Raw genomic sequence first — 13,388 nt, 5'->3', positions numbered from 1 at the left:
GGACCGTTTTTGTGTTCCCTATTTGTTCTTATAGATTCCGGAACGGCGGGAGAGAGTCAAGCCCGCCGTTCCCCGCCTTCAGCGTTCGGTCAGCTTCAGTTCGATGCGCCGGTTGCGGGCCTGGGCTTCGTCCGTAGTGCCGGGATCGATCGGCTGGTATTCGCCGAAGCCCGCCGCGATCAGGTGAGTCGGCTGCACGCCCTTGGCGATGAGATATTGCACCACCGCGATGGCGCGGGCGGCGGACAATTCCCAGTTGGAAGGAAATTGCGGCGTCGAGATCGGCCGGTTGTCGGTGTGGCCGTCCACCCGCAATGCCCAGGAGATATCCGGCGGGATCTTTTTCTCAAGATCGAGGAGGGCGCCGGCAATCTGGTCCAGCGCGGACAAAGCTTCCGGGCGCGGGGTGGCGGACCCACGGTCGAAGAACACCTCGGACTGGAACACGAAGCGATCGCCGACAATGCGGATGTCCGGCCGGTTGCCCAATATCTCCCGCAGGCGGCCGAAGAATTCCGAGCGGAAGCGGCTCAGCTCCTGCACCCTCTGGGCGAGCGCCACGTTCAGCCGCTGGCCGAGATCGGCGATGCGGGTCTGGCTTTCCTTGTCGCGCTGCTCGGAGGCGTTGAGCGCCTCTTCCAGCGCGGCCATCTGGCGCCGCAAGGCGGAGATCTGCTGGTTCAGCAATTCGATCTGGGCGAGGGCGCGGGAGGCGGCGTCCTTCTGGACATCCACTTCGCGCGACAGAGCCTGCTCGCGCGAGGGGTCGGGGGCGGCGGGCGCGGCGCTCACCTGGCCCTTGAGGCGGTCGCGCTCGGCGGTGGTGGCGTCGAGATTGGCGCGCAGGGCGCTCAATTCCCCTTCCGCCGTCAGCCCGGTCGCCCGTTCCAGCGACAAAAGCTCGGTGAGCTGGCGGATCTGGGCCTGGAGCCGCTGCAGGGCGTCGTCCTTGCCCGAGATGTCCTGGGTCAGGAAAAACTGGGTCACCATGAAGACGGAGAGCAGGAACACGAACACCAGCAGCAAAGTGGACAGCGCATCCACGAAGCCGGGCCAATAATCGACGGTGCGCTCGCGGCTGCGCCGGCCGAGAGCCATGCTCAGGCCCCCCTGCCGCCGCGCCCGGGCTCCGGCTCGGTCTCGTCATAGGTGTCGAGGGTCTGGTCCAGCCGGTCGACGATGCGGCGCAATTCCTCCTGCTGGCCGGTCTGCACCTCGATCATCTGCTTCATCAGCGCCTGCTCGGAGCGCATGTGGGTGACCAGCCCCTGCAAGCTCTCGGCGAGCTGCGAAACCGCCGACGTCACGCGCTGGGAGCCGGACTCGGTGAGGGTGCGCTCCAGCTTGGCCATGGCCTCCACCAGCGGCGCGATGTCCAGCGAGGCGGGCGGCGGCAGGGCGAGCGGAGGGCTCGCGCCGGGCACGGCGGACAGCGCGGGCATGCGCTCGCGCGGCATCGGCCCGACCGGGTCGCCGAGATCCTCCACCGTGGTGGAGAGCCAATCCTCAAGGTCGGTATAGAAGCGGTTCTGCGCCTGACCGGCCTGCAAATCCAGAAATCCCATCACCAGCGAGCCGGCAAGGCCGAACAGCGAGGAGGAGAAGGAAATGCCCATGCCGGCGAGCGGGGCGGCGAGCCCGCGCTTGATTTCGTCGAACATGGAGCCGCTGTCGGGCCGCACCTCCAGGGTGCTGATGACCCCGCCGATGGAGGAAACGGTTTCCAGAAGGCCCCAGAAGGTGCCGAGCAGCCCGAGGAACACCAGCAGGCCGGTGAGATAGCGCGCCGTGTCGCGCGCCTCGTCGAGCCGCGTGCCGATGGAATCCAGGATCGAGCGCATGGTGGATTGGGAAATCGCCATGCGGCCCATGCGGTCGCCCAGCAGGGCGGCCATGGGGGCAAGCAAAGTCGGCGCGCGGGAAACGGCGAGGCCGGGATCGGCGAGGCGGAAGGAATTCACCCATTCCACCTCGGCAAACAGGCGCGAGACCTGCCGGATCGCCAGGATGATGCCCACCGCCAGCACGCCGAAGATCACGGCATTCAGGCCGGGATTGTTCAGGAAGGCGGCCTGGATCTGCTGGTAGAGCACCGCCGCGAGGGCCGCGCAGAGCAGGAGGAAGATGACCATCCGCACCAGGAAGATGCGGGGCGACGAGACCTTTACGTACGGATCAACGACACGCGCCATTTTCGCTCCCGCAGGCCGTTCCCCTGAAAGCGGACTATGGCACACATCGACTCAAAAGGAACCGCGCCCGGCGCATGGCCGGCGGATTGGAGCGGTGCAAAGGTCGGCCACGGGGAGGGGCTCACGCCCGCTCCATGCCGGGGAAACGCGGGGAGAAGGGCGGCTCAGGCCGCCTTCAGCAGGGCCAGAAGGTCGCGCCGCATGTCCTCGTTACCGGCGATCACGTCGCCCTTTTCCAGGATCTGGTCGCCGCCGTCGAGGTCGGAGACATAGCCCCCCGCCTCACGCACCAGGAGAATACCGGCCGCCATGTCCCAGGACGAGAGATTGCGCTCCCAGAAGGCATCGAACCGCCCCGCCGCCACCCAGGCAAGATCAAGCGCGGCCGAGCCGGTGCGGCGCAGGCCGGCGACCTGGGTCTGCACCTTGGCCAGCTCGCGATTGAAGCGGGTATGATCGCCCCGGCCCATGTGCGGCAACCCGCAGCACACCACCGATTCGGCAAGCTTGCGGCGACCCGCCACGCGCAGCCGGCGATCGTTGAGATAGGCGCCCTGGCCCTTCTCGGTGACGAACAATTCGTCCGTCACCGGATTGAAGATGACGCCCGCGAACGGCGCGCCGTTGCGCACCAGCGCCACCGAGATGGCGAACAGGGGAATGCCGTGCAGGAAGTTGGTGGTGCCGTCCAGCGGGTCGATGACCCATTCATTGGCCGGGTCGGTGCCTTCCACCCGGCCGCGCTCCTCCATCAGGAAGCCGAAGCCGGGGCGCGCGCGGGAGAGTTCCGTGAACAGGATGTCCTCGGCCTTGCGGTCCGCCGCCGAAACGAAATCCGCCGGTCCCTTCACCGAAACCTGGAGATTCTCGACCTCGCCGAAATCGCGGGTGAGGCCGCGTGCCGCCTTGCGGACGGCCTGGACCATGACGGTGATGAGGGGAGAGCGGATCATCTGAAAGCCATTCCTGCCATGCGGCGCGGGCACCATCCGCTGCGAACGATGCGCCAGCCTGCCGCTGTCAATGCGCAGATCCGGCGGTGCGAAAGCGCCGCCCCGGGCCGGGTCTGCAAAAGGAGGCCGCGCGGGCGACCGTCTATTGAATTGAGCGCGATCCTCTGCCCGTCCCGCAAGGCCGCGTCAAGGCTGGACCGCGTTGGGGGTCAGGGCGATCCACTTGCGGGCGATGTCTTCCGCGATCTTGCGATCCGCGGGTGAGAGGCCTTCCACGACCCCGTCGAGATAGGGGTCGCCGAGCCCCTGCGCCTTGGCCAGCAGGTGCCAGGCGGCGGCGGCCACCTTGTTCTCGGGCGCCCCGCGCCCCACGGAAACGATGCGCGCGTAGCGGTTCTGGGCGATCGCATTGCCGGCAAGCGCGGCCTTGCGGAACAAGGCGGCGCCGGCGGCCTCGTCCTTCGGCACGCCGTCGCCGTTAAAAATGGCGATGGCGAGTTCCACCTCCGCGGTCACGTGGTCCTGCTGGGCTGCCGCGGTCAGATATTTGATCGCGGCGGCCTTGTCGGCGGGTACGCCATTGCCCGCCTTGAGCAGCACCGACAGCGCGTATTGGGCATCCGCCACGCCGCCGTCCGCCCCCTGCTTGAAGTAGGTCGCCGCCTTGGTGAAATCCTGGGTGACGCCGCGGCCCTGGAGATAGATCAGGCCAAGATTATAGGCGGCGGCCGGATTGCCGGCTTTCGCCGCCTGCTCGAACCATTTTTGCGCGGCCGCGTCGTCGACCGCCTTGCCCTGGCCGGTCAGATTCATCATGCCGAGCGCGAACATGGCATTGGCCGAGCCCGCCTTGGCCGCGCGCTCATACCATTGGGTAGCCTTGGCGGGATCATAGGGAATGCCGTAGCCACGGGCATAAAGCTCGCCGAGCAGGGTCATGGCCGCGGGATCGTTGCCCGCCTGCACCCGCTTGGTGGCTTCGTTGAAGGCGGTCAGGTAATGGCCGGCCTGGTATGCGCCGAAGGCGATGTCCACCGGCCCGGTCGGTGCAGCCGAAGCGGCGGGCGGGGGTGGTGCCGGTGCGGCGGGCGCCGGCTTCCCCCCGTTCGGAGCGGCCGGCTTTGCGCCATTGGCCCCAGCCGCCGGCTTATGACCGTTCGGAGGCTGCGCCTGCGCCAGTCCGGGCCATGCGCCCACAACCATCATCAGCGCAAGCAGCGCCGCTCGCAGCGGCCCCCGCCCGCCGTCGGCGATCGCTCCGGGCCGCGCGCGCGCGCAGGTCACGGCCCACCGCCTCAAGGCGTGGGCTCCACCGCCGCGATGCGTGCGGCGATCTCGGCGATGCGGGCCTCGGCCTCGGCCCCGGTAATCCAATCGCCCGACAGCGCGACGAAATCGGCCCCGGCGCGCGCCAATTGCTCGGCTTCCTCGGCGTTGCTCGCGACGCCCACGCAAGGCACCTCGAACACTTCCGCCCACCAGGCGACGAAATCCAGCACCTCCTCGAACGGCGGGGCATCGGCCCCCCAGCCGCCGAACAGGACATAATCGGCACCGGCCTCGCCCGCCTCCATGGCGTCGTGCCGCGAGGTGATGCCGCCGGCGCCTGCGATCCGCGCCGGCTTCAGTCCGCCGATGGCCTTCTTCAGCGCCGCGACGCTGGAGAGATGGGCGCCGTCGGTATCGATCTCGATGGCCACATCGGCGCGACCGTCGACGATCAGCGCGGCGTCCGCCTCCTGGACCGGAGCCATCAGGCCGCGCAGGCGCTCGCGCTCGCCCTTGCCTTCGCCCATGCGGGCAATGACGGCGGCCATGTCGCCGGCGCGCACCCGCGCGGCGACGGCGCTGCGGCCGAGGGCCGGGGCGGCGGGGAGGATCATCATGAGCCGGGCGCCTTGCGCCTGCGGAGTGTTCGACATGGGATAGATCGGTCTGCCAAGAAGCGGGCGAAAACACGGCCGACGAAGCGCGGCCGCTTGCGATGGCTAGTCTGAGCGGCGCGGGAAAAGCAAGGGCCGCCGTCGCCATCCGCCCTTCAGGACCTCAAAAGGCTCATGAAAAAGGCCCGCCCCGGTAGGGACGGGCCTTTTAAAGCCTGGGAAAGACGGCTCAGGCGGCCTTCTTTTCCTGCTCGGACGACCACTCACCAAGGGCGGCGAGCGAATTCATGCGGGCGCGGTGGGTGAAGGCGGCCTGGGCGGCGCCGACATTTTCGGCCTTGCCGGACCACGCCTTCTGCGGCGCTGCCTGGAGCGCGCGGCCGTAGGAATAGGTGAGCTTCCAGGGCAGGCCGCCCAGCTTCACCATGGCGTCGAGATGGGCGGTGGCGTCCTCGTCCGACTGGCCGCCGGAGAGGAAGGCGATGCCGGGAACCGCCGACGGCACGCAGCCCTTGAGCAGGCGCACGGTCTTTTCGGCGACTTCCTCGACCGAAGCCTGGGTGCGGGCCTTCTTGCCGGGCACGATCATGTTGGGCTTCAGCACCATGCCTTCCAGGCGCACGCGCTGATAATAAAGTTCCTCGAACACGGTCTTGAGCACCCATTCGGTGACTTCATAGCAGCGGTCGATACTGTGGTCGCCGTCCATGAGCACTTCCGGCTCGACGATCGGGACGATCTGGTTTTCCTGGCACAAGGCGGCATAGCGGGCGAGAGCGTGGGCATTGGCGCGCACGGCGGTATAGCTCGGAATGCCGGCACCGATATCGATCACGCCCCGCCATTTCGCGAACCGGGCGCCGAGGTCGTAAAAGTCCTTGAGCCGGCCGCCGAGGCCGTCGAGGCCCTCGGTGATGGTCTCGCCGGGGCAGAAGGCCAGGGGCTTGGCGCCCGCATCCACCTTGATGCCCGGCAACGCGCCGGATTCGAGGATGATCTGGACCAGCGGCGTGCCGTCCTTGGCCTTCTGGCGGATTGTCTCGTCGAACAGGATGACGCCGGAGATATAATCTTGCATCGCCGTCTTGGTGCGGAACATCAGCTCGCGATAGTCGCGGCGATTGTCCTCGGTGTTCTCGACGCCGATGGCGTCGAACCGCTTCTTGATGGTGCTGGTGCTCTCGTCCGCGGCCAGGATGCCCTTGCCGTCGGCCACCATTTTCTGCGCGATCGCGTCAAGCTCAGCCGTATTCATAAGTTCACCCATCTGAAAAGCCGCTTGTGCGGCCGATTTGACACTAAAAGCCAGTTACCAGGACCGCGTCAGCGGCGCAGCGCCTCGACGCCGGGAAGGGCCTTGCCCTCCAGCCATTCCAGGAACGCGCCACCCGCGGTTGAGACATAGGAGAAATCCGCCGCCGCCTTGGCGTGGTTGAGCGCGGCCACGGTATCCCCGCCGCCCGCGACCGAGATCAGCCGGCCCTCGCGCGTCGCCGCGCCGACCGCCTGCGCCACCGCCACCGTCGCGGCATCGAACGGGGTCAGCTCGAAGGCGCCGAACGGGCCGTTCCACACCACGGTCTTCATGGTGCTAAGCTTGCGCTTCACCAGCTCGACCGTGGCCGGGCCGGCATCGAGGATCATCTCGTCGGCGCCGACATCATCGATCCCGGCGACGCGATGGGGGGCGTTGGCGGCGAAGGTCTTCGCCACTACCACATCCACCGGCAGCAAGATCTCGCAACCGCGCGCCTTGGCCTTGTCCAGGATCTCGCGGGCCGTCCCGGCGAGGTCGTGCTCGCACAGCGACTTGCCGACGCCGTGGCCTTGCGCGGCAAGGAACGTGTTGGCCATGCCGCCGGCGATCACCAGCACGTCCACCTTGCGGCAGAGATTTCCCAGAAGCTCCAGCTTGGTGGAGACCTTGGCGCCGCCCACCACCGCCAGCACCGGGCGCCGGGGCGCTTCCAGCGCCTTGGTCAGGGCCTCGATCTCGCTCTGCATGGCGCGGCCGGCGTAGGCCGGCAGCTTGTGCGCCAGCCCCTCGGTGGAGGCATGGGCGCGATGGGCGGTGGAGAAGCTGTCGTTCACATAGAGATCGCCGAGCTTGGCGAGCGCGCCGATGAAATCGGCCGCGTTCTTTTCCTCGCCGGCATGGAAGCGGGTGTTTTCCAGCACCAGCACGCCGCCCGGCGGAAGGCGCGAGACCGCGCCTTCCGCCTCGGGGCCGATGCAATCCTCCACGAAGCCGACCGCCTCCCCGAGCCACTCGCGCACCGCCGGCATGACGGCGGACAGGGACTGGCTCGCGTCGCGGCCCTTCGGGCGGCCGAAATGGGAGAGCAGGATCGCCCGCCCGCCTTTGCGGGTGATGTCCCGCACCGTCGGCACGATGGCCTGGATGCGGGTGTCGTCGGTGACCCGGTCCCCGTCCATGGGGACGTTCAGGTCGACCCGGACCAGCACCGTCTTTCCGGCGAGGTCCGCGTCGTCGAGGGTGCGGAAGGCGGTGATGGGGGCGTCGGTGTCAGCGATAGCGGTGTTGGCGGTCATGATGATGCCTCCCTCAGCCACCGTTCAGCCCAGCTTTCCCAATGCCACCGCCGTATCCGCCATGCGGTTCGAGAAGCCCCATTCGTTGTCATACCAGGAGAGGACGCGCACCAGCGTGCCGTCCATCACCTTGGTCTGGTCCATGTGGAAAGTGGACGAATGGGGGTCGTGGTTGAAGTCGATGGAGACATTGGGCGCCAGCGTGTAATTCAGCACGCCCTTCAGCTCGTTCTCGGCGGCGCGCTTGATGGCGTCGTTGATCTCGGCGATTGTGGTCGCGCGCTTGGCGACGAACTTCAGGTCGATGACCGAGACGTTCGGGGTTGGCACGCGGATCGAGACGCCGTCCAGCTTGCCGTTCAGCTCCGGCAGCACCAGGCCCACCGCCTTGGCGGCGCCGGTGGAGGTCGGGATCATGGAGAGGGCGGCGGCGCGGGCGCGGTAGAGGTCCTTGTGCACCTGGTCCAGCGAGGGCTGGTCATTGGTGTAGGAATGCACCGTGGTCATGAAGCCGTGCTGGATGCCGACGGCATCGTTCAGCACCTTGGCGACGGGAGCCAGGCAATTGGTGGTGCAGGAGGCATTGGAGACCACGAAGTGCTCGGCCGTGAGCTTCTCGTGGTTGACGCCATAGACCACCGTGATGTCGGCGCCTTCGGCCGGGGCCGAGACCAGCACGCGCTTCGCGCCGGCGGTCAGATGGGCCGAGGCCTTTTCCTTGCTCGTGAAGATGCCGGTGCATTCGAGCGCGATGTCGACGCCCAGCTCCTTGTGGGGCAGCTGCGCGGGATCGCGCACGGCGGTCACCTTGATCTTGCCTTGGCCGCAATCGATCGTGTCGCCGTCCACCACGACCTGTGCGGGGAAGCGGCCATGCACGCTGTCGAAGCGCAGAAGGTGCGCGTTGGTCTCAACCGGGGCGAGGTCGTTGATGGCGACGACCTGGATGTCGGTACGGCCCGATTCGATGATGGCGCGCAGCACGTTGCGCCCGATGCGACCGAAACCGTTGATGGCCACCTTCACCGTCATGTCATCCTCCATTGGCCGACCCTTCAGGCCTGGCCATCTCTTGACCATTCAAGGCGCCGCGCCCGCGCGCCACGCCATTCGTGGGGTCCGCTTGCGCGGTGCCCTATTGCAGTGCTGGACCGCGCAAGCGGCGGCCCAGCCTTAAAACAGCAGCTTGCGGCTCATTCCTGGCGAAGCTGGGCCAGTGCCGCGGCAACCACGGCCTCAGCCGTAATGCCGAAATGCTTGTAGAGTTCCTTCGCCGGCCCGCTGGCACCGAAGCTGCTCATGCCGATGAAGGCGGCATCCGAGCCGATGATTGCGTCCCAGCCCATGCGGATGGCGGCTTCGATGCCGACCTTGGCCGGCGCATCGCCGATCACGGCGCGACGTTCCGCCGCCGGGCGGGCGAGGAACAGCTCGAACGAGGGCACCGACACGACCCGGGTCGCGATGCCCTGCGCTTCCAGCAGCTTCTGCGCCTCGACAGCGAGCGAGACTTCCGAACCGGTGGCGAACAGCGAGACCTGCGCCCGGGCCGAAGCCGGGCTGATCTCATAGGCACCTTCCGCCGTGCGGTTGGCGTCGTCCGCCTTGCGCAGGATCGGCAAATTCTGGCGCGAGAGGATGAGGGCGCTCGGCCGGTCCTTGGCCTTCAGCGCGATCTCCCAGGCCTCCGCCGTTTCCACCGTATCGGCGGGGCGCAGTACCAGCAGGCCGGGAATGGCGCGCAGGGCGGCGAGATGCTCCACCGGCTGATGGGTGGGGCCGTCCTCGCCGAGGCCGATAGAATCGTGGGTCAGCACATGGATCGCCTGCGTCCCCATCAGCGCCGCAAGGCGGATCGCGGGGCGCGAATAGTCGGAGAACACCAGGAACGTGCCGGAATAGGGGATGATACCGCCATGCAGGGCTAGGCCGTTCATGGCGGCCGCCATGCCGTGCTCGCGCACGCCCCAATGCACGAAGGTGCCGGCGAAATCGTCCGGAGTGACCGACTTCATGCCCTTGGCGCGCGTATTGTTGGAGCCGGTGAGGTCGGCGGAGCCGCCGAGCATTTCCGGCACCACCGGCGTCAGGGCATCGAGCACGATTTCGGAGGATTTGCGGGTGGCGACCGCGCCGCCGTCGGCCACGGCCTTGGCCTTGGCGGCCTTCACGGCGCCGTCCAGCGCGGCGGGAAGGATGCCGGCCACGCGGCGCTCGAACTCGGCCTTGTCAGCGGCGGGCAGGGCGGCGAGCCGCTCGTGCCATGCGCTGCGCGCCCCGGCGCTGCGGACCGCCGCCTCAGCCCAGGCGGTGCGGACGTCCGCGGGAATTTCGAACGGGCCGGCTTCCCAGCTCAGCGCGGCGCGGGTGGCGGCGATCTCGGCGGCACCCAGCGGCGCGCCATGGGCCTTTTCCGATCCCGCCCTGGCCGGCGAGCCGAAGCCGATGGTGGTGCGGCAGGCGATCAGGGTCGGACGATCGGACGCCTTGGCGGCTTCGAGCGCAGAGCGGATGGCGACCGGGTCATGGCCGTCGATCCGCGTGGTCGCCCAATTGGAGGCGGCGAAGCGCGCCAACTGGTCGGTGGAGCCGGAAATGGAGGTCGCGCCGTCGATGGAAATGCGATTGTCGTCCCACATCACGATCAGCTTGGCGAGCTTCAGATGGCCGGCAAGATCGATCGCTTCCTGGCTGATGCCTTCCATCAGGTCGCCGTCCGAGGCGAGGACATAGGTGTAATGGTCCACCACCTCGCCGCCGAAGCGGGCGGCTAGCAGGCGCTCGCCCATGGCCATGCCGACGGCGGTGGAGATGCCCTGGCCGAGCGGACCGGTGGTGGTCTCGATGCCGGGGGTGATGAAATTCTCCGGATGGCCCGGGGTGAGCGAGCCCATCTGCCGGAAGCGCTTGAGCTCCTCGATGCTCACGCCCTCAACGCCGAGCAGATGCAGCAGCCCATACAGCAGCATGGAGCCATGGCCAGCGGACAGCACGAAGCGATCGCGGTCCGGCCATTTGGGATCGGTGGGATCGAACTTGATGATGTCGGAGAACAGGACGGTCGCGATGTCGGCTGCCCCCATGGGCAGGCCCGGATGGCCGGAATTCGCAGCTTCGACGGCATCGATGGCCAGGAAGCGGATGGCGTTGGCCATGCGGTCATGGCGTTCGCGACTGGACATGCGGGGCGTGTCTCCGGCGCCAAAGGCGCCCTTGTGGGCAATGAGAGCCAAGCGGCTGGTGCCGCGGCGCGGCAGTGATAGCAGTGCTGCTTGGGGTGTCAAACGCAGCGGAAGTCGAACGTCAAGGGTATCACGCGTCCCGCCGGGCGCGCCTCATGGTCGCGCCGGCACGACCGATGCCTGTTGCCAATTGTTCGCAAAGGCATTTTCGCCGCGGGTCGCAATGCTTCCCGTAACGGCGGGGCCGGTATGATCCGACCGTCTCCTATTTTCCCGCCTTTGCCAGCAGGGTCCGCAGGGAGTCGCGTCCGCCGCCCCATTGAACATCTGCGATGCGCCAGCCGCTGGCGGTGCGCACCACTTTGTAGACGATCGACTTGGTTTCATCGAAATTCAGGAACTGCGCTGTGACCAGCGCTTCCTTCGGCGACACCACCCTGGTCTGGTAGGTGACCGGCGACAATTCGAACTCCTGCCCGTCGATGAACGGGTCGAAATCGAGCCGGGCGGCATCGCGCTTGGCGTCCGCTGCCAACAGCTTCGCCAGCGTCGGATCGAAGAACGACTTGGCGGCTGCCGGGTCGTAATAATTGAAGCTCACCACGGCCTCGGGGGCGGTGTCGAAATAATTCTGGTAGAGCGCGCGCACCACCGCGTCCGCATCCTGCCCGGCCTGTGCCGATGCTGCGGTCGGCTTCGCGCTCTGCGCGGCCGCAGGCGCAAGCAGCGCCCAGACCTGGAGCAGCGCAAAGATTTGGAGCAGTCCCAGGGCCGCACGCAGAACGCGGGCCCTCAGTCCATCGCGCGGCCGAGCCGACTTCCCCCTCATCGCCACCATTGCATCCCGCCCCTGACGTCCATAGCTTCCCCCCGGCCGCTCACGCGGGCGCGCAGCCCGGCAAACGGCCCCGTGGTCTCTTGCTCGCCCTAATTCCCGTTGACAAGTGGGAAGATGGCTCGGTTTTCCCTCCGACTCAGCTACACTCGAACTTCATGTATGCCTTGAAGCAACGTCCGGCTGAGACTGGTCCCATCGAAACGGCAACGCAGCGCCTGCATGCCGCGCTCGATGTCTTGACCGATGCGCTGGAGCGCCGGCGTGATGCCGATCGCCATCAGCAGGCGCTGCTGGCCCAGCTTCATGCCATGGGCAACGACCGCGCTCGCCTCGCCGAGGAATTGGACGCGGCACGGGAAAAGGTCGCGGAACTGGGTGATGTCGCGCAGGAGGTCACGCGCCGCCTGGATGTGGCCATGAGCACGATTCGCGACGTGCTCGCGACCCACGGCGGTTAGCATGGCGCAGGTGAGCGTCACCATTGCCGGTCGCTATTATCGCATGGCCTGCGACGAGGGGCAGGAAGAGCATCTCATTCGCCTGGCCCGCGATATCGATGCCCGCATTTCCCAGTTGCGCACGGCGTTCGGCGAGATCGGCGACCAGCGCCTGACGGTCATGGCCGCCGTCACCATCGCCGACGAGTTGGCCGAGGCGCGCAACCGCATCCGCGCGCTGGAAAGCGATATCGAGGGCCAGCGCGATGCCCGCGCGTCCGCCATCGCCCGCATGGAGGCGAGCGAGGAGGCGGTTGCCCGCTCCATCGTCGAAGTGGCCGAGCGCCTGGAGAAGCTCGCCCGCGAGGTCGGCCCCGCGCCGACCGCCAATGTGGGCATGGGATAGGGCCGCTCCCGTCCAGGGCGCTAGCCGTTTCATTTTTTTGGCCGGAATGGTTTTCCGCCGCCGCCTCTATTCCCTCGCTCGACTTTTCGCTTCAAGGAAAGAGCCTCGCCTTCTCCTAACGGCTTGGTCCTTGACCTGTGCGGGGAGAGGTTCGCGCGGCCGCGGCGCGGGCTTGCTAGAGAGCCACGCTCCTCGTCTATTGGTATTAGGCCTCCGCCACGAAGGCGAGGACCACCGCCAGTTCCGCCGCGCGGATGGCGTGCAGCCGCGAGCCGCTAGCGACGAAATAGGCGTTTGAGAAACCTGCTTCCTTCGCCCACTCCACCACTTCCCAGCCGGGAATCGTGAAGACGAGGCTGCCCCCGGCCGGATCCGCGGGATTGCCGTGATATTCTGGCTCGGTCAGGTGAACGATCTGGCCGTCCTTGAGGATCGCCTTGGTATGGGATTGGTACGAACCGTAGTGGAACGGGAAGGTGCCGATCAGCTTGCCCCCCGACTTCAGCACCCGCCGGCTCTCGCGCAGCTTGGCGCGGATATCTGGCACATGCTCCAGCACTTCGCAGGTGATGTAGAGGTCGAACGCGGCATCCTCGAACGAGAGGTTCATGACGTCCTGGTGCAGCACACCCGGGTGGCGGGCGCGCTCCAAGACGGTGGGAAGATATTCGCTGCCGACGAAGTCGGGTGGCAGCATTCTGAGCGTATCCGCGAATGAAGTGAGACTCTCCGGAGCGTAAACACGCGCGGAAGGTCCGCGCGAAAGCATCTCATCGGTGAAAATCCGGAGGATTGCCCTGATACGGGCGTTGTGCCCATGGGCAGAAATCGTTTCACGATAATTTTCGCCGTCAATAGATACTTGATCCGGCTTCGTGAAGCCAAAAATAGGGTCGACGAACCCGATTTCCTGGATGGATTTGAGAAAAGCGGATGTATACTCT

Annotated in this window: 13 protein-coding genes; 2 read left to right on the top strand and 11 right to left on the bottom strand. The window is 67.0% G+C overall.

Annotated elements, in window-relative coordinates; translation table 11 throughout:
- Positions 1 to 78 precede the first annotated feature (78 nt).
- The 10 genes from V5F77_RS06935 to V5F77_RS06890 form a co-directional block, all read right to left on the bottom strand.
- Positions 79 to 1,098: a peptidoglycan -binding protein gene (locus V5F77_RS06935; protein ID WP_429004611.1), complete on the bottom strand. Its 1,020-nt coding sequence runs from the start codon at positions 1,096 to 1,098 to the stop codon at positions 79 to 81.
- Between the two features lie 2 nt (positions 1,099 to 1,100).
- The gene (locus V5F77_RS06930; protein ID WP_429004610.1) at positions 1,101 to 2,192 is read right to left on the bottom strand and encodes a flagellar motor protein MotA; all 1,092 of its coding nucleotides are present in this window, start codon (positions 2,190 to 2,192) and stop codon (positions 1,101 to 1,103) included.
- Between the two features lie 164 nt (positions 2,193 to 2,356).
- The gene (locus V5F77_RS06925) at positions 2,357 to 3,145 is read right to left on the bottom strand and encodes an inositol monophosphatase family protein (RefSeq protein WP_429004609.1); all 789 of its coding nucleotides are present in this window, start codon (positions 3,143 to 3,145) and stop codon (positions 2,357 to 2,359) included.
- A gap of 186 nt (positions 3,146 to 3,331) precedes the next feature.
- A complete protein-coding gene (locus tag V5F77_RS06920; protein WP_429004608.1) occupies positions 3,332 to 4,429 on the bottom strand; it encodes a tetratricopeptide repeat protein in 1,098 nt (365 codons plus the stop codon).
- An 11-nt stretch (positions 4,430 to 4,440) separates the two neighbouring features.
- On the bottom strand, positions 4,441 to 5,067 hold the full coding sequence (locus tag V5F77_RS06915) for a thiamine phosphate synthase (RefSeq protein ID WP_429004607.1): 627 nt from the start codon (positions 5,065 to 5,067) through the stop codon (positions 4,441 to 4,443).
- Between the two features lie 190 nt (positions 5,068 to 5,257).
- A complete protein-coding gene (locus V5F77_RS06910; protein WP_429004606.1) occupies positions 5,258 to 6,283 on the bottom strand; it encodes a class I fructose-bisphosphate aldolase in 1,026 nt (341 codons plus the stop codon).
- Between the two features lie 68 nt (positions 6,284 to 6,351).
- Positions 6,352 to 7,542, bottom strand: a complete 1,191-nt coding sequence (locus V5F77_RS06905; RefSeq protein ID WP_429004825.1) for a phosphoglycerate kinase — start codon at positions 7,540 to 7,542, stop codon at positions 6,352 to 6,354.
- 63 nt (positions 7,543 to 7,605) lie between these two features.
- Complete coding sequence (gene gap / locus V5F77_RS06900) at positions 7,606 to 8,613, bottom strand: type I glyceraldehyde-3-phosphate dehydrogenase (RefSeq protein ID WP_429004605.1); 1,008 nt, start codon at positions 8,611 to 8,613, stop codon at positions 7,606 to 7,608.
- 161 nt (positions 8,614 to 8,774) lie between these two features.
- Positions 8,775 to 10,763 carry a transketolase gene (gene tkt, locus V5F77_RS06895; protein WP_429004604.1) on the bottom strand — a complete coding sequence of 663 codons (1,989 nt, stop codon included), beginning with the start codon at positions 10,761 to 10,763 and terminating at the stop codon, positions 8,775 to 8,777.
- A 265-nt stretch (positions 10,764 to 11,028) separates the two neighbouring features.
- On the bottom strand, positions 11,029 to 11,601 hold the full coding sequence (locus tag V5F77_RS06890; protein ID WP_429004603.1) for a hypothetical protein: 573 nt from the start codon (positions 11,599 to 11,601) through the stop codon (positions 11,029 to 11,031).
- Positions 11,602 to 11,756: 155 nt separating this feature from the next.
- Between V5F77_RS06890 and V5F77_RS06885 the strand changes: the two genes are divergently transcribed.
- Both V5F77_RS06885 and V5F77_RS06880 read left to right on the top strand, forming a co-directional pair.
- Complete coding sequence (locus V5F77_RS06885) at positions 11,757 to 12,059, top strand: DUF4164 domain-containing protein (protein WP_429004602.1); 303 nt, start codon at positions 11,757 to 11,759, stop codon at positions 12,057 to 12,059.
- Between the two features lies 1 nt (position 12,060).
- On the top strand, positions 12,061 to 12,444 hold the full coding sequence (locus V5F77_RS06880) for a cell division protein ZapA (protein WP_429004601.1): 384 nt from the start codon (positions 12,061 to 12,063) through the stop codon (positions 12,442 to 12,444).
- Positions 12,445 to 12,649: 205 nt separating this feature from the next.
- Here V5F77_RS06880 and V5F77_RS06875 read toward each other — a convergent pair.
- Positions 12,650 to 13,388: class I SAM-dependent methyltransferase (locus V5F77_RS06875; protein WP_429004600.1), on the bottom strand; the 739-nt coding region annotated here is incomplete at its 5' end.

The organism is Roseixanthobacter psychrophilus, assembly GCF_043195195.1.
Classification (GTDB): Bacteria; Pseudomonadota; Alphaproteobacteria; order Rhizobiales; family Xanthobacteraceae; genus NCEH01.
The sequence above is the reverse complement of the archived record's forward strand: the minus strand, read 5'-3'. Positions and strand labels throughout refer to the sequence as shown.